Raw genomic sequence first — 22,679 nt, 5'->3', positions numbered from 1 at the left:
AGGGACAACCCCCAGCTGGTAAGGGAAGCAAAGACAGGGGAGAGTGCCTTCATGGAGAAGAGCCAGCGAGCAGGAATCGTTGTTGACCTGCCGATCACTTTCGCGGAGGGGCCTGGGCCTGCTCATGAGGGTACCCATGAACAGCCCGTTCTTGCAATTGGCTGTCTTGCCTGGCGGCTTCATATCAGCCGTTGCCGTCCTGACCGTGCGGCTGGGAGGGAGCGATGGGCGAAGGGGTGAGCAATGCTGGCCGACGGAACTTCCAGCAAGCAGCGCGAGAGAGTCAGCCAGCGACAGAGCTGGTTGCCGTTGTCCAGGCCCTGACAGGCACTGTTCGCCGTCTGCTCTCTCCGCGCGCATCTCAAGGAAGCAGTGCGCCTAGATCGCGGAAAGCACATCGCCGCAGGCGATGATATCCCTATTGGCTTCCACCGAGGCGCCGCTAGCCTGATAGAGCACCAGATACCAGCCATTGGAAGGCATGGTCTTGATCCCTTTGACGGTCAGGCTGGCATCGGCCTCGCCACGCGCATTGGCCTTCAGAGGTTGGAGATTGTAGAGCAACTGGCCCATGTTGCTGCAGCTGCCAGCATGGAGCTGGAAATCATGGGTTGAGTCAGGGACCAGCCCGCTGACTGTGACGTGCACAGTGAGCGCATGCCCTTCCAGGCGTAGCTGAGCCTGCCCTTTGATAGCCTGGTTCGGTGCAACATCTTCACCCAGGGTCACGTTGACCTGCTGCCGGCTCTTGGGCGAGGAGCCTGCTGGATTGCTAATGTCACCACAGGAGATCGACTGAATCTGGTCCGCGGTGATGGCCGTTGGCCCATTGTGGACGTTGATGTACCAGCCCGTTGCAGGAATACCTTCGGCCTCACCTTTGAAGACAGCGGTAATGCTGGCCTGCCCATGCTCATCGGCGCGCAGCATCGGCAGAGGATAGACGACCGGCCCCGCATGCTGACAGCTTCCTTTGTGGATGTGTGCCGGATGGCTGGTTCCTGGCACCAAGCCCTGCATAGTGACTTTGACGGTCAGGCTGTGATCCTGCGGCGTCCAGATCAGCTGCGCCGTCCCCGTCGGCATATGCTTGAAGACAGCGCTGGCGAAGGTGGTCGCTACCGCGGTCCTGTTCGGCGCCGCACCGCTGGAAGGGGTCGCAGCCCCACAGGCCGCCAACATGAGGAGCAGCGCCAGCCCCCCCACGGCCCTGGTCCAGGCGGCAGCTCTCGACTCGAGAGCACGCATGTTGCTTCCTCCTTTCATAGCTAAAATATTTTTAAACTATATGAAGATATTATGGTGCTTTACCCATAAGTAGATTATAATGATCTAGACAATACAAAAGATATCAAAAAGCCAAATAGTGACATGATGGATTGCAGATCAAGGGCTACATGAAAAGCCACAGCGCCGCCGCCTTGACAGGAGTGTCTCGCCCGCCGTACAATTCTATCGTAATACGATATAGTTTCAATCAAGAATGAGAGCGCTCATGTCACCCAACCAGGACCCGCCCATCGACTACCACGCTCTGGCCGAATTCCGCTATCAGATCCGGCGCTTCCTGCGCTTCAGCGAGCAGGTGGCGCGCGAAGCCGGTCTGGAGCCGCAGCACTATCAGCTGTTACTAGCCCTCAAGGGGCTGCCTGAAGGACGCAAGGCCACCATCACCGAGCTAGCCGAGCGACTGCAGGTCCAGCACCACAGTGCCGTTGAGCTGATCAACCGTCTGGCTGAGCGCGACCTGGTGCAGAAACAACGCGATGCAGTCGATCAGCGCCAGGTCATTCTCTCGCTCACTTCTCGCGGCGAAGAGGTACTGCGGACGCTGGCCGCCTATCACCGGGCCGAACTGCAAATCGTTGGGCCGGCCCTGGTCGCTGCGCTGCAGGCCATTCTCACGGACAGCGTCCTGACCGGCACGTCGCAGGAGCATGAGCCTCGTCACCAGAACGTGAATCAAGAGGAGCAAGTGGCTCAAGAGGATGAAGAGCAATGATTGAACATGATCTTGCAGGAGGTCTGACAGGACAGCTCTCCGCTGGGGCCGGGATAAGTTGCCAGCTGGCCGAGCGGCGAGCTGGTCTCTGGACGACGTTGCTCCAGGCCTTGAAGGGCGAGGACCAGGAAGACGAAGGTAGCAGGCGCCTGGGCGATTTTACCACAACACCGCGCGTGCTCCCCATGACTCTCTTGGCCATTGCCATTGGTGCCCTGGGGGCAATCGTTGCCCTTGTCTTACTACGACTCATCGGCTTATTTACCAATCTCTTCTTCTACCAGCGCTTCGATACTTCTCTGATCTCGCCAGCGGGCAACCGCCTTGGTCCCTTCGAGGTGCTGGTGCCAGTCATTGGCGCTCTGATCATTGGCCTCATGGCGCGTTACGGTTCTGAGCGCATCCGTGGTCACGGTATCCCTGAAGCCATTGAGGCGATTCTTATTAACGGGAGTCGTGTGCAGCCGCGTGTCGCCTTTCTCAAGCCGCTCTCTTCAGCCATCTCGATCGGCTCTGGCGGCCCTTTTGGTGCAGAGGGACCCATCATTATGACCGGAGGAGCGTTCGGCTCGATGATCGCCCAACTCTTCCACCTGAGTAGTGCCGAACGCAAGACGCTGCTGGTCGCGGGAGCAGCGGCAGGGATGTCAGCCACCTTCGCCTCGCCAGTGGCGGCGGTCTTGCTTGCCGTAGAGCTGCTCCTCTTCGAATGGAAGCCACGCAGCCTGATTCCAGTAGCCCTGGCCAGCGCCACAGCCGCTGTCTTGCGGCGCTACCTGATCGGTCTGGGGCCGCTCTTCCCAACGCCACCACACCCAGCCTTCATCGGCCCCCAGGCTCTGCTCTGCTGCCTTGTTGTTGGGCTGCTGGCTGGGGCGCTCTCGACCCTGTTAACGGTGGCGGTCTATGCTTCAGAGGACGCTTTTCGCCTGTTGCCCATTCATTGGATGTGGTGGCCGGCCATCGGCGGTCTGGCCATCGGTCTGGGTGGGCTGATCTTTCCCCAGGCTCTGGGGGTAGGCTACGATACAATCAGCGCTCTTTTGCAGGGCAATGTTCCCCTGACGATCATTTTGGGCGTCTTGTTGGTTAAGTCTGCCATCTGGGCTATCTCGCTTGGCTCGGGCACCTCCGGCGGCGTACTGGCGCCCCTTCTGTTGATGGGTGGCGCCCTCGGAGGGTTGCTGACCCCCTTGCTCCCTCCCGAGGGAGCGGGGTTTTGGTCTCTCGTGAGCATGGGGGCCATCCTTGGCGGGACCATGCGCTCGCCTTTTACTGGGATCGTCTTCATGCTGGAGCTAACCCACGATGTGAATGCTTTGCTCCCGCTACTGATCGCAGTCACTGCCGCCCACACCTTTACGGTCCTCGTGATGCGACGCTCCATTTTGACCGAGAAGGTCAGTCGCCGCGGCTATCACCTGACGCGCGAGTACTCTATCGATCCCTTGGAAATCATCTTTATCCGCGAAGTGATGCGCACGAGCATCGTGGCTCTGCCTGCCTCGCTGCCCCAGAAGGAGCTACTGCAATCGCTGAGACATGCCTCTCATCAGCATGGCCAGCGCCTCTATCCTTTGATCAACGAACAAGAGCGCCTCGTCGGGGTACTGACGCGGCGCGATTTGGAACTGCTGGCCCGCGAGGAGCAGTTAGAGCAACAGGATGGGCGCTTGTTGGCTCAGGCCATTCGACGTCAGCCAGTCATCTGCCATCCCGATGAGCCGCTGCGTCCGGTGGTCTATCGCATGGCCGCCACTGGCCTGACACGCTTGCCGGTGGTCGAGCGCGAGAGTGGCCGGCTCGTTGGTCTGGTTTCGATCAGCGATCTGCTGCAGGCGCGGGTACGGACACTGATCGAAGAGCGACAGCGTGAGCGCGTCCTGCGCATTCGTCTGCTTTTCCCCTTTGGGCCACGACTGCGCGCCTTGCGCTTGCGTGAGGAGCGTCTGGCCCCACCCGACCGGGAAAGCAACGAGGAGGTGCGAACGCCGCTTTGATGGCTGGGGACGTCAGGCGGCCAGACCAGCGGAAGAGGCCAGAACTACTTACTGGTCTGGCCTCTTCCGCTAGGGCTAGAGTGAGCCAGTATTGCGCATCAGGCCACCGTCAATGACAAAGGTAGCGCCAGTGACATAGGCTGCAGCGTCCGAGGCCAGATAGAGAGCCAGAGCAGCCACCTCCTCGGGCTGGCCCATTCGATGGAGGGGGATCTCCGCTAGCAGTGCTCGATATTTCTGAGGATCAGCTTTGACATCGGCGTCGATCGGGGTATCGACGGCCCCAGGAGCAATATTGTTGACCGTGATGTGATGGGGAGCCAGCTCCAGACAGATCGTGCGCGTCAGCATACGCAGACCTCCCTTGGCGCAGCAATACGGTACGTTGAGCGGCATCGGCAGGTCCTCATGCACAGAAGAAATGTTGATGATGCGCCCCGCTGTGCCTTGTCTGATCATCTGGCGGGCCGCGGCCTGAGCACAGAAAAATGCTCCCTTCAGGTCGACCGCCAGTACGCGATCAAACTCCTCTTCTGTGACGTCAACAAAGGGGTGATGGATTTCCATGCCGGCATTGTTGACCAGGATATCAAGACGCCCATAGTGCTCAACTGTCTGTTCAACGAGGGCCAGGGCCTGCCGATATTGGGCGACATCAGCCTGCAGGACCAGAACCGTTCCCCCGGCCTGTTCGATAAGCTGCTTCACCTCCGCAGCTTTCTCCTCTGCATGGGCATAGCTGATGGCAAGACGCGCTCCTTCGCTCGCAAAGCGCAGGGCAATGGCGCGTCCGATACCGCTGTCGCCCCCTGTGATCAGTGCCACCTTCTCAGTCAATTGCATCGCTATTTTCTCCTTTTCAGGACTTGACTGAGCCTGAAATAGACACTAGCGCCTATCTCCCAGCTGTCAGCCGCTCTCAAGGTCCAGCCAGCCTCTTCATTGAAGAACACGAGGAAGCTTAGCCCCCGGCTCCGCCCACCGGCCTCCAAGACAGCGAAGCCAGCCAGGGCGCAAGGGGCATTCCTTCCTGGCCGCACTCCCTATAGTAGAGTCACCAGGGGAACCTCTGTCACGTGGAATCCTCGTGAGAGTGGCGAGTACTGAGCGGGCAAAATTGAGGAGGTCGCCATTGCGAGCTTCACTTCCAGCGAGCGAGCAGACAAGCTGACAAACAAGCAATGGTCCTCGGTCTTGCCTGCAGTCTGAAGGGAGGACGAAAACAGACATGGCAGAGAGTGCTGTAGTTGTAGGTGTTTTCGAGGATATTGATCAGGCCCGGCACGCCTATGAAAGCTTACGAGCGGAAGGCTTTGGGGCCGACTATGTTGGCCTGGCCAATCCCCAGGAAATGCGCAGGCCCCAGCTGGACTTGAACTATCTCACGGAAGCTGGCATCCCTGGAGAAGAGGCCCGTTTCTATGCGCAAGAATTCCAGGCAGGGCGAGCCCTGGTTACTGTGCGCGTTGCCGGGCTGCCCCCCGCCAGCGCCCGCAAGGCCGTGGAGCTCCTACAAGGTCATGGGGCCTATGATGCTCATTCGGGCCGTGGGCGGAGCGGCCCCTATGCTCCCAATATTCGTACCGAGCAGCCTCCACCTTTCTTCGATCTCACTTATCCCGAGGATCTGGCGCAGTCGGCTGACAAGCAGTCAGCCTCTCGCTCAGCAGAGGATGCGGACGCATCTGGCCAACAGCCTTAAGGCGGCTTCCGTTCGCAGCCAGCCGGTCTCAGCTGCTCAGCGGTACCGAGCTGCTCTGACTACCAGAGGAGGCAACCGGCAGCCAGACGCTGAAGGTGCTGCCCTCACCGGGCACGCTCTCGGCCCCAATGCGACCGCCAAACTGTTCGACGAGCGTGCGGGCAATCGCCAGGCCGAGGCCCGTGCCCGGGCGCTGGCGAGCCCGGTCAGCACGATAGAAGCGCTCGAAGATGTGAGGAAGGTCAACAGGATCAATGCCAATCCCCGTATCGCTGATGCGCAAAAGGGCTTCCTGGCCAAGGCGCTCCAGGGAGACGACTACACGCCCCGGCTGCTGCTCGCTCTCAGCAGGAGTATATTTCAGCGCGTTATCAAGCAAGATCAACATCAGACGGCGTAGCTTCTCCTCCTCACCACGCACACGCACTGGCTCAATATGTCCAATTTCTAGCTTGAGCGGAGAATCTTCAGCCTGAAGGCGGAGGCGCAACTGACGAATGAGGTGCAGTACAACTCGATCCAGCTCAACGACGGGGGGCAGAGCGCGACGGCCATTGCTGCCAGGGGCAAGCGCCTCCTCTTCCGCATTCTGATGGGCGAAGCTGGCATCGGCCCGCGCCAAGAGCAGGAGATCGTCCACGAGGCGGGCCAGACGCAGTGTCTCGCTATGGGCATCGCAAAGCATGGTCCGCCGCTCCTCGGGTGGTAGCTCTTCGATGTGTCGCTGCAGGAAAGCGAGATTGCCCTGGATAGTTGTAAGGGGAGCGCGCAGCTCGTGTGAGGCATCAGCGATGAAACGGCGTTGGGCCCGAATGGCATGCTCCAGGTCGCTGAGCATGGCATTGAAAGAATCGATCACCAGGCCAATTTCATCGTGGCGGCGCGGGCGCGGGACTCGCAGGCTCAGATCGCCGATACGGGTGCCGCGAGCGGTGGCTTCCTTGATGGCGCGCGCCGTCGCCACGACGTCCTCTAGCGGACGGAGTATATGGCTGACAATGAACCAGCCGCCAGCCAATGCGCCGATCAGAATGACAGCGCTCGCCACTACCAGCAACGTCTTGAGCAGCAGGAGAATATTGTCGACGTCGTTGAAAGACTTGGCCACGAGCAGCAGGCCCACAAGCGGCCCCTGACAGGTGGGAGCCACCGTCGCACTGACATTAGCAGGCAGTCCACTCGCTGTCTTGCTCTGGCAGACCGGAAGCACGCCGACATACAAGCGGTCACCGTTGACTTCAGTCGTATACCAGGCTTCCTGGCGGCGGAGAGCCGCATTCCAGGCCCCGCTATTGCGCGGCAGCATATTGAGCTGGCTGCCATTCGAGGCGTACAGCACCTGGCCATCGGGGGTCAGGAGTGCAATGACAATCGGTGTGCGATAGAGATCGATATCGTGAAAATCAGGATTAAGAGGCATGTAGGGTGGATTTGGCCGCAGCTGGCGCTCGACATCCAGCAGGGCAGCGTGACCGACGACGCGCGTATTTGTGACGACGCTCTGATTGAGGGCACTACTCGCCAGGAGAAAAATGAGGGAGCCGAAGGCCACCAGTGTAATTGTCAGCAGCAGGCCATACCAAAAGACCAGGCGCAGGCGCAAGGTATGCGGCATGGCCCGCAGGCGGGCAGCTGCCCGAGTGGCACCAATCTCACCCATACACTTCTTCCATTTCCCTTGTCATTCAATTAACGTAGCTGCGCGAGGAAGGACCCAGGCAAACCCAGGCCGATCACCAGTTCTGGCTAAAGCGGCCTCCGTGCCGGAGCCTGAGAATCCGACCCGTCCCTGAGTCAACGGAAGGAAGCCGCTGCATGCAGGTCTCTACTCTTTGAGTACATAGCCGATGCCGCGCACCGTATGGATGAGCCGCGGCTCGCCGCCAGCCTCTAATTTTGAGCGCAGGTAGCCGATATAAACCTCGAGCACGTTGGACGAGCCCTCAAAGTCGAGTCCCCAGACCCGTTCCATGATCAGGTCACGAGTGAGAACCTGCCGGGGACGGCGCAGAAAGAGGGCCAATAGCTCATACTCGGTCGGGGAGAGTTCGATCTCGCGCTGCCCACGGTAGGCGAGGCGCGTGCCAGTATCCAGGGTCAGGTCGGCATAGCGCAGCACCTCGCTGCGCTCGGCCTGGCTACGACGCAGGAGAGCCATAACACGGGCCAGGAGTTCTTCGGGAGCGAAGGGTTTGACCAGATAATCGTCGGCCCCCATTTCGAAGCCCTTCACGCGATCGGGAATCGCGTCGCGCGCGGTGAGCATCAAGACCGGCATCGTATCGCCGGCGGCGCGCAGGCGGCGGACAACCTCCAGCCCATCGATCCCGGGCAGCATGATGTCCAGGATCATCAGATCAGGGGGATGCTCCAGGCTGCGCATCAGGGCCTCATCACCCGTAGCGGCGATGGCTACGCTGTACCCTTCGTAGGCCAAAATCCTGCGTAGGAGATTAGTGATGCGTGGATCATCGTCAACAACCAGGATATGCGCCTTCATAGGCCTCTCTCCGGGCTACTGGTGAGTCACATTGGCCAGTGGCCGGTGACGCTACAGCCACAGGCGAGCCAGGCCAACGCCTTACCAGGATCTACTGAGTCATAGAGAGGGAGAGAGGGGGAACCCAACAAGCTGCAAGCGAGCGCACCCTTCTGCCTCCTTCCTCAGACCCAGTATGCCAGCTCCCAATGAATGAATCCTGAGAATCATCTGAGATGAACCTGAGAGCACACAGTCGTTTTTTATTATAGTGTAGTTTGAGAGCGGGCCGCACAAGTCTTCTTGCAGGCAAGGGGATAACGTGAGAGGTGACGGGGCTGATGCAAGAAAGAGCCAGGGAGGCCGGCCCTCTGCTCTCGCTCGAAGAGAGCTTACTCCCGCAACAGGAGCAGCGACTCATCAAGGAGATAGGCTACAAGAGGCCGACCTCCCGCTATTTGTCTATGGGGTGGGGATCAGACTCGTGGAGGGAAGCCAGGTTGAGAGAAGGAACCGGGTCCAGCGGCTGGGGGGACAGCACCGCCCTGCCACTGGCCGGTATAGGCGCGCAGGCGATCAAGTTCATCATGGACAGGCCAGCGACCGAAGGCCAGCACGCAGAGCGCTATGAGATTGGCCAGCGGGATCAGCATCAAGAGGGCCCAGGCGCCGCTGTAACCGGCCTTGGAAAAGATCTGCCAGAAGATCAGCACACCGAAAACAGCAACAGCCAACCCAATTATACAGGAAAAGAGCAATGTAGATGTAAAAGCTGCAGCAACAGAATCCGACGACATTTCGTACTCCTTTCTCGTGGCCGTTGTAGACTCAAGCGAAAGCCAGCATGAACCCTCATTATGACAAGCGCAGTGGGCCTTGCGGGTACGTTCTAGCACTGCCGCTTGATAGGAGAGCAATCCAGTCCACACAATGAGTAAACGTCACAGAGCGTCTCTTATTGCGCATGAGCTTTGAACCAGCTTCCATAAGAATCGGAGCACTAGCCAATGACAGGCTTATTCTCAGGCAGCTTGGGATAAGCCTCTCCTAAAGAACGGTCAGGAACCCGCGACCAGACAATAATAGGTTTTTTCCCTTCCCCGCTGGCAACATAGACGGGAGCAACCCAGGGCAGATCAAACAGGCACATATACTGGAGATAGCAGCGTATAATCGCTGTGAGCAGCCAGAACGGGAGAGGACCGTCTATCACCAATCCTTTGCCGCGGGGAATTGACGGCAGAGGTAGCGGCTGAGGCTGCCAATACTCCAGGCGTTTGCCGGGGAGAGAGATGCCCAGCAAGCAGAAATCATCGTATTCCTCCACTTGCACGCAGAGATCAGGATGGTTGCCATTGTCTGCCAGCTTGACCTCCACTGGCCGCACCCACGCCAAGGGAAGTTTCGTATCAAAGAGATAGAACTCGGCTGGATAAGCAAAAGCGGCCAGGGCAGCGTAGAGCCAATTGGGCGCTCTGCCATAGACAGCTAAGGGGGTCCCCGGAGAGAGCGACCCCAGGAGCTGGCTGAGCAAGTCTGGCTCCCAACGCTTCGCCTCTGGACGGAGACGCGACAGCTCTTTGTCTAAGTCAACGATGGGCCTCACAGGAGCATTGTTGCGATATTCATCCTCAATTCTCTGCAGATCAGGCGTCTTGAAAAGAGAGGAGAGGCGTGCAATCAGCTCGTCAAGTACAGGACCAGGGGAGACAGGCTTTTGGCGCTCCAGGCCGCTGATGGTTCCTTCCAGCACAGGCCCGCGGCTACTCAGGCTCGACTCGCCTTTGAGCGTTGAGGAGAGATCAGCAAGCAGCTCCAATTGGGACGCATTGATGAAGTCAAGCCACTGTTGAGCCTCGACAGGCTGATCGGCACGCCGCAGGAGAATAGCATGGGTGCATTCTTTTAGCAGCACCTGATCAGACTCACATGGCTTCCCCCCAATGTCCACAAGGAGAGGAAGACGACGATGATACAGATCAGCCCGAATACGAGTGCGAAAGCTCTCAGGCCAGGGGCCCTCATGTTTCTGGCGAATCGCGCTGACCCGCTCTGGATCAGCACTATAGAACCAGTTACCTTCCCCATCAGGGCAAGCCCTGAGCAGATAATGGGGAATTTTCCGCTCACAGAGCGCCTGGCAGAGATAGTACGCCAGCACAGATTTTCCAGAGTGCGGTGTCCCAGCGATAAGCACTGCAGGGAGCGAAACCATCTGTTGCTACCTCCTTTTACAACATGGAAACTTCTCACCAACACAAGGAGCACGCTATGGATAAAAAGCACGTACTGATCGCTACCCTGGGAGGCCAACCCCAGATTGTGACTTTTACGCTCGATCTTCTCTTAGCCAAAGGGTTCCCTATTAGCGAAGTAGTGGTTGTCCACCCCGCTACCAGGGGAGATCTGCGCCTGAGTAGGGCGTGCAAACTGCTGGCCAGTGAATTTTCAGGTAATTACTACCGGGCAGCTCAGAAGACCATCTCCTTCTCGTCGCAAGCACTTGAGCTGAATGGACAGCCGATAGAGGATATTCAGACCGATCCCCAGATCGACGCCTCTCTCAACTTTCTCCAGCGCTTGCTCGGTGACTACAAACACCGCGGTTATGTGATCCACCTCTCTGTCAGCGGCGGCAGGCGTCTGATGACGCTGCTGGCCATTTCAGTCGCCATTTTCAATTTCGATCATCATGATCATATCTGGCATCTCTACACACCCAGGGAAGTACAAAAGCAGGTTGATGAAGGGCGCCAGATGCACATTCCTCCCGACACCGGCCACCGGTTGATCGAGGTGCTCCTGCCCACGCTAGGCTCTTATCTCTACTCCCCTTCACTCTCTTTCCGCGCCATCTACGAGCAGCAGCGTCAGCAAGCCGCTGCTGAGGATGAACGCCGCCGTCGAGCGGTGCTTCGTCAGGCCACTCCGGCACAGCGGCGTGTGCTGCACGCCTTTGCCAGAGGCCTCCGCCCAAAGCAGGTCGCTGAAGAGCTGCACTTGAGCGAGGCGACCGTTCATTCGCATAAGACAGTCCTGCTGAGCCTATGTCATCAAGCCTGGGAGCTGCCCGAGCAAGACTCGCTGCACTACCACTTCCTGCGTGAGAAATTCGCCCAGATAGTGGAGCAGGAGCAAGACAACGATACTATCCCATAATGATATGTGTCTTCCAAAGACATTATGAGAAATTTCATCACCTTTGAGGAGGCTTCCCCCTGACCTGCTCGAGTATAAAGAGATTAACAGTTCTTTGCAAACTGATCGTACTTTCTGAGCTGAGAGCAATTGGTCCGTCCCCTTGCCGCTTGCAGTTCGCTCAGCTCAGTCGTCTGCCTCTGAAAGCGAGAGGAGAAAGGAGCAGATCCTCATGGTAACGATGATTGCTTTGATGGGCGAACAAACCCTGCCTAATTTCTTACCGCTTCTCCATTACAAACCTGCGTGCGTCCTTTGTTTGTACACAAGCACTACTCGCCAGGCTTTTGACAGATTTCAGAAAACTGTCCAGAAGCATGGCGACCTCGATTGCAGTGTCAGCGGCCTCTGCGTAGAGCCATATGATCTAGACAAAACAGCCAATGCATTAAAGAAACACTTGGAGCAAAAGCAGCTATCAGGGCAGAATTGCCTGTTCAACCTGACGGGCGGGACCAAGGTCATGTCATTTGCTGCTTACCACGTCGCCCAGGAATGGCAAGCCCCCATGTTCTACTTCCAAAGCGAACTGAAACAGGGTAACCTTATAGAGTACGAGTGGCAGAATGGCAGACCTCAGCAGGTCAGACAAAACGATCTTTCTTGCGAGCAGCTCACCCTTGAAGACATCCTGGACTTACACCTCGGATCAAATAAGTGGTATGAAGATACAAAAGGAAAAGGTGACGAAGGCTCCCGTTTCGAGCAGACCCTGGCCGATCTCTTGAGAGCCGAGGGCTATGAAGTTCGTCAGCAAGTGCACATTGGGGACAGCCAGGCCGAGATCGATATCATGCTACGCTTTCGGCAGCGATATGGAGTGATCGAGGTAAAACATAAAAAAAAAGCACCAACAGGAGAGCAAGCCGGCATCGATACGAAAGCCATCAAGCAGCTCGCTACCAGTACAAGGCAGCTCGGCACCTATGTACAACGCTTCTATATTCTCAATGTGCCGCTCCCGGCGATCCATAAAGCACTCATTGAGCTTACAGGCATCAACACGATTGTACTAAAATCCTATAGGGATGGAAAACTCTCCGCAGAGGATCGCCAGAAATTCGTAAGCGAGATCGCTCAAGTGCTACGCTGAGGCCGAGGGGGGTGGCTGCCATCCCCCTGAGACCTGCTCATCTCTTTGGGAAAGACCAACGCCAGCGACGCTTCGCCAAGACAGGAGAAAGACCATGATTATTTTAAATTTTGCTCACCCACTGACCGAAGAGCAGCTGCGCCAGATCGCCGAGCGCCTGATCGAGCGAATCGAAGAGGTCCGCCCTATCCCCGTTCGCATTGATGAAACCAAAGAGCTGGTCCCCCAGGTGGTGGCCATCGCCAATCAAGCCAATCTCACAGCTGAAGAGTGGCAAACGCTTCCCATCTTGATTAATCCTCCCGGCTACTCGCCTGTGGCGACAGCCTTGCTGGCCGAGCTTCATGGGCGCATGGGCCACTTTCCCTCAGTCATCCGTTTGCGCCCTCGCCATCACGGCGCCACCGACTACGAAGTAGCCGAAATAGTCAATCTGCAAGGGCTGCGGGATCAGGCACGCATGCGCCGCCTGGCTAATCAGCATACTGACTGTCAGTGATTGGACGCAGGCCGTCTCCGTCGCCGCACAGCCTAGGAAGGGTCTGGCACCCTCTAGTAGGCAACGGGTCCAATCCAGATGAGGGGACTGTTCCCGCAAATGTGAGGCCCGGCTTGCCCACCTTCTCTTGCCCGTAGGGTATACTCTTTAACAGAGGGGCCAAACCTTTCTTCTTCGTATTTCACCGAGTGCTCGCCTCGCCAGACGAAGCCGACAGGCGGCGGCTTGCGGAGCAGCCTTGAACTGTGCATAACTCGAAGCGAACGGAGATGGGCAGCGAGCCATGAACGAAGGCATGCCAGGATCAGATCAGTCTCCTCAGCTGCATGGCCAGCCGCGCAGCGTCCGGCGCATCTATCGTCCGCCGACGACGGAGCACACTACAGTCGCCTGCAGCACCTGCGGGGCCATCTTTGCCCCTTCACACCTGCACCCAGAGCTACACCTGGCCAGCCCTGCAGTGCTGGAGGCTGCCCTGATGAGCATGTCCCATTTCTGCTTCCGCTGCCGCCGCGCCGCCTGTCCCGAATGTTGGGACCACGTGCACCGTATCTGCGGTGCCTGCGTCGCTGAGCTTGGCCTCCCCTTCCGTCGTGAAGTTCCCCCCCTCGAAGGAATCCTTTTTGCTCCCGCTCCAACAGTCTCCCCCCCCACTTCCACCTCCTCCGATCCCTGCACCTGTCAGATAAACGAGAGCAGCTCAACGCAAGAGCCTCTGCTCACCTGCCTCCAGGCCGGTCGCTTCCGCGTCCTCAGCTCTCCCTCGACCTTCATCGCCGCCATCGAGACAGTCGAAATGCAGAACGTGCAGCCTCTCCCCCCAACACGTCCAGCTCCAGCCGCTCCGGAAGCACATCCCTCCTCCTCCACTCCCCCAACAGAGACCACGGCGACCGTCGAGAACAGAGCCATAGCTCCCTCCCGCAACCTTCCCCTCAACGAGCAGACTCCTCTCCTTCTCCCACCGGCCTCCTCCTCTTCGACAGCCTCCTCACCCCATCAGCAGACCACCCCAAAGCACAACCTGGCTTCAGCCACGCACCTCACTCCCCGAGCAACTTCCACAGCCGCTCAAGACCAGAGCACTCGCAGCATAGCCCCCAAAAAAGCCCACCAGCAAGGAGCAAACACCTTTCTCCTCTGGCTCTCTCTCCCTCTGCTAGCCCTCCTGACGCTCGCCCTGGCAGCAATCTTGCTCGCCGAACTCTCAGCAGCCTTTAATGCCCTGCTGCTGAGAGCCATCCACATCGATATTCGTGGGACTATCACCCTCTTCCTCCAATGGATACAATGGTTTCATTGAAGATCACTCCGCAGGCCCCAGCTAAGGAGAGCAGAACCTTTGTCTGTCTGACAGCATCGACCGATACCGATCGCTTGCACAATCGGCGTCTTCGGCCAGAGCAGGCTGCCCGCTGGATAGAGGAGGCTTTCCTTCGCGGAACGTACGAGAGAGGACTGTGAACAATGGGACAATACATTCTTGTTGATGGCTACAACGTGATTCGACGTAACCCGCAGTTTCGCGCCGCCCTGGCTCAAAGTCTGGAAAGCGCCCGCCAGCTCTTAATCACCCAGCTCGCCCATCGCTATCGCCATACCCCCTACCAGGTCACGGTCGTCTTCGATGGCGCAGGCAAACACGAGCAACACCTCTACGAGAGACGTATCCACATTATTTACTCACAACATGGCGAAAACGCCGATCAGGTCATTGCCCGCCTCGCCCGCGAGGCCCGGGCCGCCGGACACGAGGTCCAGCTTTTTAGCGACGACAGCGAGGTACGTCAGGCCGTCATCGGCCAAGGCGGCCTGGCCGAGTCCACTCAGGGCCTGGCCACTCGTCTGAACGCTCCTCCACGTCGTCTGGCCCAGCGCTTCGCCCATCAGATACGGATGCGCGCCCTCTATGGGCTTGACCCTTCTTTCAAGCTAGAAGACTACGAAGATGAGGCCCCTTTCTCCAGACAGCGTCGACCCCAGCGTCACCAGCAGCGCGGCCCTCAGAAAAAAAGACGCTACTGAAGCAACCTTACCAGCCGCCATCAGGATGGCAGCAGAGTTCAGCCGCTTCAGCAGCGCCCGGCTGGCCCACTTTTTGCTCGTCAGGCGATCACCAGGCTGCAAAGGGAGAGCGGTAGCCAGAAGCCACCTCACGGCAGGCACATGAGCCTAACGCGACGTCTCAGGCACCCGCTCGTGTTCTTCCTCTTCGGAGGCCCCTCCCACCAGGACGGCCTCACGCCGTAGCGGCGGTGGCAGCTGCGGCTTACGGCCCAACCGAGTGCGCAGAACAAAGAGAAAGCCCTCTAAGACGATGGCCTTCGACATCTTGGACTGGCCCACTCGCCGGTCCACAAAGACAATCGGCGTCTCGACAATGCGAAAGCCCTGACGCCAGACCCGATAGACGAGCTCAACCTGGAAGGCATATCCATGCGAGCGAATCGAGTCAAGATCGATGCTTTCCAGGACTTCGCGACGATAACAGCGATAGCCAGCCGTACAGTCACGCACCGGCAGACCCAGAAGGGTGCGCGCGAAAATATTACCGCCCCCACTGATCAGGCGCCGCAAAAAGGGCCAATTGGGTGTCGCCCCTCCCTTGATATAGCGCGAACCAATGACCAGATCGGCCTCTTCAATGAGACGCAGAAAGTCAGGGAGATAGCGCGGATCATGCGAAAAGTCTGCGTCCATCTCAAACGCAGCATCGTAGCCCCGCTCCAGGGCATATTTAAAGCCCGTAATATAGGCTGTGCCCAGTCCGAGCTTCCCCGAACGATGCACTACATGCACCCGCGCATCCTGTTTGGCTAGCTCCTCCGCCAGCTCTCCCGTACCATCAGGTGAATGGTCGTCCACAATCAGCACATCCACTGCTGGCGCGTAGCGAAAGATCTCCCCAATAAGGGGACGCAGGTTGTCTTTCTCGTTGTAGGTAGGAATGATGATCAGAGTTTTCATCATCGATTGCTCACTCTCCGTTGCTTAGAGGTGCCGATGCCCGGGATAGATGGTAGCTTCCATCGGCTTCAGGCAGCATTGCATCAGAATCTGTAACTGTTGAGAAATACATCTTTTCTTCCTCATAAGGCTCCGGCGCGAAAAGTTTCTTGTATTGAGTAAGACGCAAAAGAAGCAATGCGATAACACCGAGCGCCAGGCCAAACCACAGCGTACAGAAGCGAATCAATAGCGTTGCAGCCCCACCAAGAACAGCAGAGGAAGAAATCAGCAGGCGGATCAGACCAAGCAGGCTACCATCGGCGGTACCGAGGCCACCTGGCAGACCGGAGGCTGAACCTACCAGAGAAGAGACCGCGAGAATGAAGGTAGCCTTGAGCAAGAGGTCCGGAGAGGCCGGCACACCCAGGCCGAGAAAAACAAAATAGAGCGCCAGACACTCCCCCGACCAGGAGAGAAAGCCGATGGTAACGGCGAACAAGAGAGGGCGCCAGCGCAGCAACGTATAGGCGCTCTCATAGAAAGCACGCAGCGGCTGTGTCAGCCGCGCCAATAGAGGTAGCCGCTCACCAGCCGCGAGCACTCTCAAAGAGAGCGCGCGATGCTGGATGAGCAGAATGATCCCTAAGCCTACCACAAGGAGACTCAGCAGCACTTCCCAGCCAAAGCGATAGAAGATCAGGCCCGTGGCTGCCAAAAGCAGCATCGCCAGCCCATCCGAGAGCCGCTCAGCCATAATGATCGGGGCCGTCCGGCTGATAGGTTCTCCCGTTGAACGCTTGAGCAGATAGGACTTCAATAGCTCTCCCACCTTGCCCGGCGTGATGGCCATCGACAGCCCCGAGAGAAAGATGAGGAAGCTGCTCAGACGCGGCAGACGAATCTGCAAACGCTGAAGATAATACTGCCACTTGACAAAACGGAAGCAGTAATTAAAAAGCGTCAAAGAGAGAATCAAGGGCAGGAAGGACCAGCGGAAGCTCGCTAGCGCTGTCAGCATGCGCGGGAAGTCCGCATAGAGAGCGATCGCCACCAGGACAACAAAAGCCAGCACCAGCGAAAACACTATGCCTGTGCGCACAGTTCGAAGCCGGCTCGCAGTCAACATAGGCCGATGATCCTCCTCTTGCTAAGACGGGAGCACGTACAGAACCACAAAAATTACTGCTGCACACAGCCCGACTGCCGCCAGGGTCGGGCGATCACGTAAGAGCACTTCCTCGGGACTACCCCCTTCCATACGCATATAGACCAGGTAGAGATAGCGAAAGAGGCCGTAGAGCATCAGGGGAATCGTCACCATGAGATGATGATCTCCCGTCGGTCCCTGGAAGGTATAGAGGCTATAGGCCATAACCGTCGCCGCAGCAGTAATGGTGATCATCTGATCCAGCAGAGGCAGACTGTATTCCTTCAGGATCTGCCGATGAGTGCTGGCCTCGCCCTGCAGCAATACAAGCTCATGCCGCCGCTTGTTGAGAGCCAGAAACAGCGAGAGTAGAATCGTTACCAGATAGAGCCAGGGAGAGATAACAACAGAGATGACTACGGCTCCCGCCAGAATACGCAACAGAAAACCGCTCGCAATAATAAAGACATCTAGCAACACAACGTGTTTGAGCCGCACGCTGTAAAGTACCATCAGGACCACATAGGTCGCCAGCACAAGAGCGAAGAGCAGATCCCCCCCACCCAGGGAGCTGTAGGGCAGATGCTGGCCTCCCAGCGGAACGAGAAAAATCGCCAAGGTAAGCAGCGCAGCTAAGCCTAAGAGACAGCTCATGGCCACCAGGGCCCAGGAGATCGGTAGACGACCCGAGGCCAGGGGACGATAACGTTTGCGAGGATGGCGCCGGTCGTTCTCTAGATCAAGCAGATCGTTCAACAAATAAATAAAGCTGGAGACAAGACAAAATGCTATAAAGGCGAGCAGAGCATGGATCAGCGGAGTAACTTCCAAGAGGCGCTTCGCAAAGAGAATGCCGACAAAGAGCGCCAGATTCTTGGTCCACTGACGCGGACGCAGGGCCTGCAGCAAGGCCCCCAATCGGGTCCCAGAGGTCACCGTCCTATTCTCCGCCACTTCTTCTCTCGCGCCGCTGACCAATGTCACGTTTTGCTCGACCGGCTGCGATTGCTCTCTTTGATCGGTCAATGCTTCGTTCAATGGTCAAACGCTCCCTTCGCTGCCTTTAAACTGCACAATCCTGCAGGGCGACTACCCTGACCTTTGTGTGAAGACGAGTAGCGGGGAAAGGGAGTAACAGACCTGGCAGGAAGTCCGCCTTCTACTTCAGCCCAGCCTTCCTTTGCTCTCTTCCTGCAGCCAGTCTGACAGACAGAGAGGAGACAGGTGCCCCTGGCCGCCCAGGTTGATCAGCAGCGCCTGGCCAGGCCTGGACCCCAACGAGAAGAGAGAAAGGGGATCGGACGAGACAGGCTCTACGATACGTTGAGATGCGCCCTGCACCGATCAGCCAGCGCCCTCCACTCCAGGTTTGCGCTAATAAATGCGCTCTTTCAGCTCAGCTGGCCGCCGGAGCGTAATCCGATGATGACCGGTCGCGATATACCCCTTAGCGGAAAAATAGCCAAGCACCTTATTGACGCTCTCGCGAGAGGCTCCAACCATCGACGCCAGGTCTTGCTGGGTCAGCCGGATATCAATACGCACGCCGTCCTCGGTGGGTACCCCATGCAGCTCGGCCAGTTCGAGCAGCTTCTTGGCCACCCGCCCCGGTACGTCAAGGAAAATGAGGTCCTCGATCATCCGATCAGTGTTGCGCAGACGCCGCGAGAGCGACTCTAACATGTGAATGGCAATTCGCGGATTCTTGAGAAGGGCACGGTGAAAGTTGTCGCGCTGCAGCGTATAACACTCGACGCGCTCCAGGGCGACGGCATCCGCCGAGCGGGGCAAACCGTCCAGCAGGGCAAATTCTCCGAAATATTCGCCTTTGCCAAAGATGACCAGCGAAATTTCTTGACCATCCGGGCTGTTGATGGCAATCTTGACCTTGCCCTCCTTGATGATGTACAGTACTTGCCCCGGATCATCACGATGGAAGATGACTTCGCCAGGGCGAAAGGTTCGCTTCTTGGCAACCGCCATTAACTCGCGGAGATCGTCATCGGGGAGTTCTGCAAAGCTCGATACCTGCTTCAAATACAGCATTTCATCTGTCGACATAAGCTATTCCCCTCCTGAGCGTAGATGGCGGGATAGACGACGGCCTTACTCAAACGAGTAAGCAAGTGGTCGCGCGTATCGCAAGCGAGCCCACCAGTCAGCTCGGCAGCATCAGCACCAGCGCGGAGCATCCGGCCCTGTCTCAGATCAGAGTATTCGCCTGCCAACCAGGCCGTCGAGGTACGCCTGGCTGGACCTTTCGCGGCCATGATAACATACTGGCTCTGGCTGTGCAATGTCACAAGAAAGCTCTCTTCTCTTGATTTCGTTTGCTTTCTTGCTCGATCTTCATTTCGCCAGAATGGGGCAGACTTGGGCGAGTAAGTCACTCCCCCTCCCTCCAGGAGCAGAGCATAGCCAGAGCCAGCTTCCCTGTGCTATAATACTTAGTGCACAAGTCGGAATTAAGGGCGAGAGCCACTTTGCGAAACCGACATAGGCACAAGAGAGAAACACCAACGTCGACCTGCCCGTTTCAGGCTGACAGAGGCGGGCAGGTTGGCGAGAGGACGGGGTATCAGCTGATATGGCGGAGCTTATTACTGCCGATATGGTCATTCATGATGTGGTAACCAAGCATCCGGAGACCGTCAAGGTTTTCCACGGCTATGGGTTACCCTGCACAGCGTGCGCGGTTGGTTCCCGTGAGAGCATCGCCGGGGGAGCGCGCACTCACCGTCTGCCTCCAGAGAAGCTGGACTTATTGCTCAAAGACCTCAACGCAGCTATTAAGGGTGAGCCAGTCTCTGTCGCGCCCAAAAAGGCGCCCGTTGGGCGGGGTATTCCGCTGACAATGGCTTCTGGAGGCGGGCGTAAGATCAAGCACGTGATTGCCGTGATGAGTGGCAAAGGGGGTGTTGGCAAGTCGCTCGTCACTGGGCTGCTGGCGGTCTCTTTGCGCCGTCAGGGCTATCGCGTTGGCGTGCTCGACGCCGATATCACCGGGCCAAGCATGGCGCGCATGTTCGGGCTGAGCAGTAAACCAACGATGCTGCCCGATAATCGCATTCGTCCGGTGGAGAGTCGCGGCGGCATTAAGGTGATCTCGATGAACATGTTTCTGGGAGAGGAGAGCGACCCGGTGATCTGGCGCGGGCCAATGGTGGCCAAGGCCATCCAGCAATTCTACAGCGATGTTGAGTGGGACCTGCTCGATTTCTTGCTGGTCGATCTGCCGCCCGGAACCTCCGATGCTCCTCTGACGGTCATGCAGGCTGTGGTCCCGGATGGCGTGGTCATCGTTTCCTCACCACAGCTCCTGGCGACAATGGTGGTCAAGAAGTGCATTAATATGGTGCGACACCTGAAGGGCACCATCATCGGCGTGGTTGAAAATATGGCCTACTTCGAGACTCCTTCGGGCGAGCGCTACGAGATCTTCGGTCCCAGCCAGGGCGCCGAGCTGGTCTCTATCACCAGCGCCCCACTGCTCGCACAGCTACCGATCGATCCCCAGGTTGCCGCCCTCTGCGACGCAGGTCGCATTGAAGAGTACGAATCGTCGGCCTACCAGCTACTGGCTGAGAACTTCTTGAACACCCTGAAGATCAAGCGCTAAGTCCTGCGCTGCTGCTTCTTCTGTCGTACTGACCACTTTCCAGCGGTCGGCTGGTGAGCTGCGCCCCCTCCACCCCGCTCCTTGCTGTGGCCCCGCCCACCATCGGGCCATCTGTTCTCACAGAGCCGAGGACTGTGTGAGAGGAAGGGGCAGGGAGCCGGAGTACGTTGGAGCAGACCAGGCCAAGCGGGGCACGGCGAGGACCAAGGAGAGGAACACTCAGCAAGGATACGCTGCGCTGTGCCCCCTGGATGCTTTGTGCCTCCATCTCTCTCGCTCTCCTCTGGCCTGGCCCTCTCGTCAGGTCCTCAGCACGAGCCAGCTAAATACGGCGCGGGAAGGAGCCAAGGACTTTGCAAAAGGTCGTATACTGCGCCAGATCGGCCAGGGCGCCGCGCACGGGCGGATCATCGCGGTGCCCCTCAAAATCAAGATAGAAGACATACTCCCAGACACGCTGGCGCGAGGGACGCGATTCCAGCTTGAGCAGGTTGATCCCCCGTTCAGCAAGCACCCCCAGACAGCGATAGAGGGCCCCAGGCTGATGCGGCGTTGCCATGACAATCATGGTCTTGGCTGGTCCCTCCCGGCGAGAGGCCGGATCACGCCCCAGGGCGATGAAGCGCGTGTGGTTATCCTTGATGGTCTGGATGCCCTCAGCCAGAATCTGCAGCCCATAGAGCTCCGCCGCCGCCGCTCCCGCAACGGCAGCTACTTCTCTCAGATTCTGCTCGCGGATCATCTTGGCGCTACCAGCAGTATCGTAGCTGGCGACAACTTCCACCCCCAGCTCCCGCAGAAAAGCCTCGCTCTGGGCCAGTGCCTGCGGATGGGAAATCACACGCTTGATGTCGCTGAGCTGCTGCCCAGGTAAACACAGCAGGCAATGGTTGACCGGGAGACTGACCTCGCCAATGACAAAGAGATCGTACTGACGCAGCAGATCATACACCTCATTGATGCTGCCAGCCTGCGAATTTTCTACTGGCACCAGGCCATAGTCGACCGCTCCCGCAGCAACAGCGTGAAAGACGTCCGCAAAACTGCGATAGGGCTGCGGCTCGCTGGCAGGACCAAAGTAGGCCCGCACCGCTTCATCGCCAAACGCGCCCCGCTCGCCTTGAAAGGCTACGCGGATGGTGACCTTCTCGCTCTCCTCAGCACCAGCCGTGGCCGGCCTTCCCCGCCCTTCTCCTCCACGCAAGGTCGCCTCCTCCAACAATGGACGATCCTGCTCATGCTCTAGCGATTGTACCATCAAAGATACCTTGCTCCTCACATGGATAGTTGTTCTCGATTGTCCCAATTCCTGTTTCCGCTGTCAAGAGGAAAGGCTGACACTGGCCGAGGCAGGCCAGCATAAGGAGAGAGAGAAAGGCCGCGACACACCATCAAGGTAGCACCTTTGGTATGGCAGAGGCAACACCTCCCTCGGCTAGCACGCCAGATGGCCTCTGTCGCTCCCCTCCCTCCGTACTTACACGGGCCGCATGCCTCCATCAATATGGGGAGACTGGTCCTACCCTACTCAGGGAAAAAGATGCGCTCGTTGGTCACAGGATGAATGAGATGATCAAAAGCCATCCAGAAGCTTTTCGTGTGCCGATAGAAGATGAGGGGGAAGATGATGGGCATCGTCATGCCCCAGATGAGCAGGGGAACAAAGGGGACACTGGTGTTGACCGCCAGCGGGAGAGTGATCGCAGTGATGAGCAGCTCACTCAGCACGAGGTTGACGGCCATCGCCCCCGTATAGTAGCCTGGCTCACGCTCGTATTCGAAGTTGCAGACCGGACAGCGCTCGTAGGTCTTGAATACCCCGCAGTAGAGCCTCCCCTCACCACAAACCGGACAGCGCAGCAACAAGGCCCGGAAGAATAAGACACGTGCTCGTTTCCATGTCATTGGCTCAACACCTTCTCAGACGAAGACACGCACTCAGCGCCGTCGTTGCGTCGCGCCGCCACCCCAGAGCAGAAGAGCAGAGAAGG

The 22,679-nt window shown here is 58.0% G+C and carries 22 protein-coding genes; 9 read left to right on the top strand and 13 right to left on the bottom strand.

The window, feature by feature from the left end; all coding sequences use genetic code 11:
* Window positions 1-378: 378 nt before the first annotated feature.
* Entirely contained in the window at window positions 379-1,248 is an 870-nt protein-coding gene (locus N688_RS03790; protein WP_052888039.1) for a CHRD domain-containing protein, read from the bottom strand.
* A gap of 247 nt (window positions 1,249-1,495) precedes the next feature.
* Here N688_RS03790 and N688_RS03785 point away from each other — a divergent pair, with 247 nt between their 5' ends.
* The gene (locus tag N688_RS03785; RefSeq protein ID WP_081838483.1) at window positions 1,496-2,002 is read left to right on the top strand and encodes a MarR family winged helix-turn-helix transcriptional regulator; all 507 of its coding nucleotides are present in this window, start codon (window positions 1,496-1,498) and stop codon (window positions 2,000-2,002) included.
* 185 nt (window positions 2,003-2,187) lie between these two features.
* A complete protein-coding gene (locus N688_RS03780; protein ID WP_420341010.1) occupies window positions 2,188-4,002 on the top strand; it encodes a chloride channel protein in 1,815 nt (604 codons plus the stop codon).
* Window positions 4,003-4,077: 75 nt separating this feature from the next.
* On the opposite strand, the gene N688_RS03775 is transcribed toward N688_RS03780, so the two are convergent.
* A complete protein-coding gene (locus N688_RS03775; RefSeq protein ID WP_052888038.1) occupies window positions 4,078-4,845 on the bottom strand; it encodes an SDR family oxidoreductase in 768 nt (255 codons plus the stop codon).
* 385 nt (window positions 4,846-5,230) lie between these two features.
* Here N688_RS03775 and N688_RS03770 point away from each other — a divergent pair, with 385 nt between their 5' ends.
* Window positions 5,231-5,704: a hypothetical protein gene (locus N688_RS03770; RefSeq protein ID WP_052888037.1), complete on the top strand. Its 474-nt coding sequence runs from the start codon at window positions 5,231-5,233 to the stop codon at window positions 5,702-5,704.
* 28 nt (window positions 5,705-5,732) lie between these two features.
* Here N688_RS03770 and N688_RS03765 read toward each other — a convergent pair whose 3' ends face one another.
* The 4 genes from N688_RS03765 to N688_RS03750 form a co-directional block, all read right to left on the bottom strand.
* Window positions 5,733-7,364, bottom strand: a complete 1,632-nt coding sequence (locus N688_RS03765; protein WP_052888036.1) for a sensor histidine kinase — start codon at window positions 7,362-7,364, stop codon at window positions 5,733-5,735.
* A gap of 165 nt (window positions 7,365-7,529) precedes the next feature.
* Entirely contained in the window at window positions 7,530-8,204 is a 675-nt protein-coding gene (locus N688_RS03760) for a response regulator transcription factor (protein ID WP_052888035.1), read from the bottom strand.
* Window positions 8,205-8,659: 455 nt separating this feature from the next.
* A complete protein-coding gene (locus N688_RS03755; RefSeq protein WP_052888034.1) occupies window positions 8,660-8,980 on the bottom strand; it encodes a DUF805 domain-containing protein in 321 nt (106 codons plus the stop codon).
* Window positions 8,981-9,183: 203 nt separating this feature from the next.
* On the bottom strand, window positions 9,184-10,398 hold the full coding sequence (locus N688_RS03750; RefSeq protein WP_052888033.1) for a CRISPR-associated protein Csx3: 1,215 nt from the start codon (window positions 10,396-10,398) through the stop codon (window positions 9,184-9,186).
* A 56-nt stretch (window positions 10,399-10,454) separates the two neighbouring features.
* On the opposite strand from N688_RS03750, the gene N688_RS03745 reads away from it, so the two are divergent.
* The 5 genes from N688_RS03745 to N688_RS03725 all read left to right on the top strand — a co-directional run bounded on the left by N688_RS03745 (window position 10,455) and on the right by N688_RS03725 (window position 14,998).
* Window positions 10,455-11,342: a CRISPR-associated ring nuclease gene (locus tag N688_RS03745; protein ID WP_052888032.1), complete on the top strand. Its 888-nt coding sequence runs from the start codon at window positions 10,455-10,457 to the stop codon at window positions 11,340-11,342.
* A gap of 211 nt (window positions 11,343-11,553) precedes the next feature.
* Complete coding sequence (locus tag N688_RS03740) at window positions 11,554-12,474, top strand: restriction endonuclease (RefSeq protein WP_052888031.1); 921 nt, start codon at window positions 11,554-11,556, stop codon at window positions 12,472-12,474.
* A 94-nt stretch (window positions 12,475-12,568) separates the two neighbouring features.
* Complete coding sequence (gene csx15 / locus N688_RS03735; protein ID WP_052888030.1) at window positions 12,569-12,973, top strand: CRISPR-associated protein Csx15; 405 nt, start codon at window positions 12,569-12,571, stop codon at window positions 12,971-12,973.
* Between the two features lie 283 nt (window positions 12,974-13,256).
* Window positions 13,257-14,276, top strand: coding sequence for a hypothetical protein (locus tag N688_RS03730; protein ID WP_052888029.1), 1,020 nt, complete (start codon window positions 13,257-13,259; stop codon window positions 14,274-14,276).
* Window positions 14,277-14,440: 164 nt separating this feature from the next.
* Window positions 14,441-14,998: an NYN domain-containing protein gene (locus N688_RS03725; RefSeq protein WP_052888028.1), complete on the top strand. Its 558-nt coding sequence runs from the start codon at window positions 14,441-14,443 to the stop codon at window positions 14,996-14,998.
* 147 nt (window positions 14,999-15,145) lie between these two features.
* Here N688_RS03725 and N688_RS03720 read toward each other — a convergent pair whose 3' ends face one another.
* From N688_RS03720 to N688_RS22635, 5 genes are all read right to left on the bottom strand, one after another.
* Window positions 15,146-15,943: a polyprenol monophosphomannose synthase gene (locus tag N688_RS03720; RefSeq protein WP_202901835.1), complete on the bottom strand. Its 798-nt coding sequence runs from the start codon at window positions 15,941-15,943 to the stop codon at window positions 15,146-15,148.
* Between the two features lie 7 nt (window positions 15,944-15,950).
* On the bottom strand, window positions 15,951-17,048 hold the full coding sequence (locus N688_RS03715) for a lysylphosphatidylglycerol synthase transmembrane domain-containing protein (RefSeq protein ID WP_052888027.1): 1,098 nt from the start codon (window positions 17,046-17,048) through the stop codon (window positions 15,951-15,953).
* Window positions 17,049-17,069: 21 nt separating this feature from the next.
* Window positions 17,070-18,107, bottom strand: a complete 1,038-nt coding sequence (locus tag N688_RS03710) for a decaprenyl-phosphate phosphoribosyltransferase (protein WP_202901834.1) — start codon at window positions 18,105-18,107, stop codon at window positions 17,070-17,072.
* Between the two features lie 336 nt (window positions 18,108-18,443).
* The gene (locus N688_RS03705) at window positions 18,444-19,130 is read right to left on the bottom strand and encodes a Crp/Fnr family transcriptional regulator (protein WP_052888026.1); all 687 of its coding nucleotides are present in this window, start codon (window positions 19,128-19,130) and stop codon (window positions 18,444-18,446) included.
* Entirely contained in the window at window positions 19,103-19,372 is a 270-nt protein-coding gene (locus tag N688_RS22635; RefSeq protein ID WP_156025277.1) for a hypothetical protein, read from the bottom strand. The genes N688_RS03705 and N688_RS22635 overlap by 28 nt, the downstream gene beginning before the upstream one ends.
* A 284-nt stretch (window positions 19,373-19,656) precedes the next feature.
* Here N688_RS22635 and N688_RS03695 point away from each other — a divergent pair, with 284 nt between their 5' ends.
* Window positions 19,657-20,688 (top strand): P-loop NTPase, encoded by a 1,032-nt coding sequence (locus N688_RS03695; RefSeq protein ID WP_081838480.1) that lies wholly within the window; start codon window positions 19,657-19,659, stop codon window positions 20,686-20,688.
* A gap of 322 nt (window positions 20,689-21,010) precedes the next feature.
* On the opposite strand, the gene pheA is transcribed toward N688_RS03695, so the two are convergent.
* Together pheA and N688_RS03685 are read right to left on the bottom strand one after the other, a co-directional pair.
* A complete protein-coding gene (gene pheA, locus N688_RS03690) occupies window positions 21,011-21,946 on the bottom strand; it encodes a prephenate dehydratase (RefSeq protein ID WP_081838479.1) in 936 nt (311 codons plus the stop codon).
* Window positions 21,947-22,212: 266 nt separating this feature from the next.
* Window positions 22,213-22,593, bottom strand: coding sequence for a DUF983 domain-containing protein (locus tag N688_RS03685; protein WP_052888024.1), 381 nt, complete (start codon window positions 22,591-22,593; stop codon window positions 22,213-22,215).
* Window positions 22,594-22,679 lie beyond the last annotated feature (86 nt).

This window comes from Thermogemmatispora carboxidivorans (genome assembly GCF_000702505.1).
Classification (GTDB): Bacteria; Chloroflexota; Ktedonobacteria; order Ktedonobacterales; family Ktedonobacteraceae; genus Thermogemmatispora; species Thermogemmatispora carboxidivorans.
The sequence above is the reverse complement of the archived record's forward strand: the minus strand, read 5'-3'. Positions and strand labels throughout refer to the sequence as shown.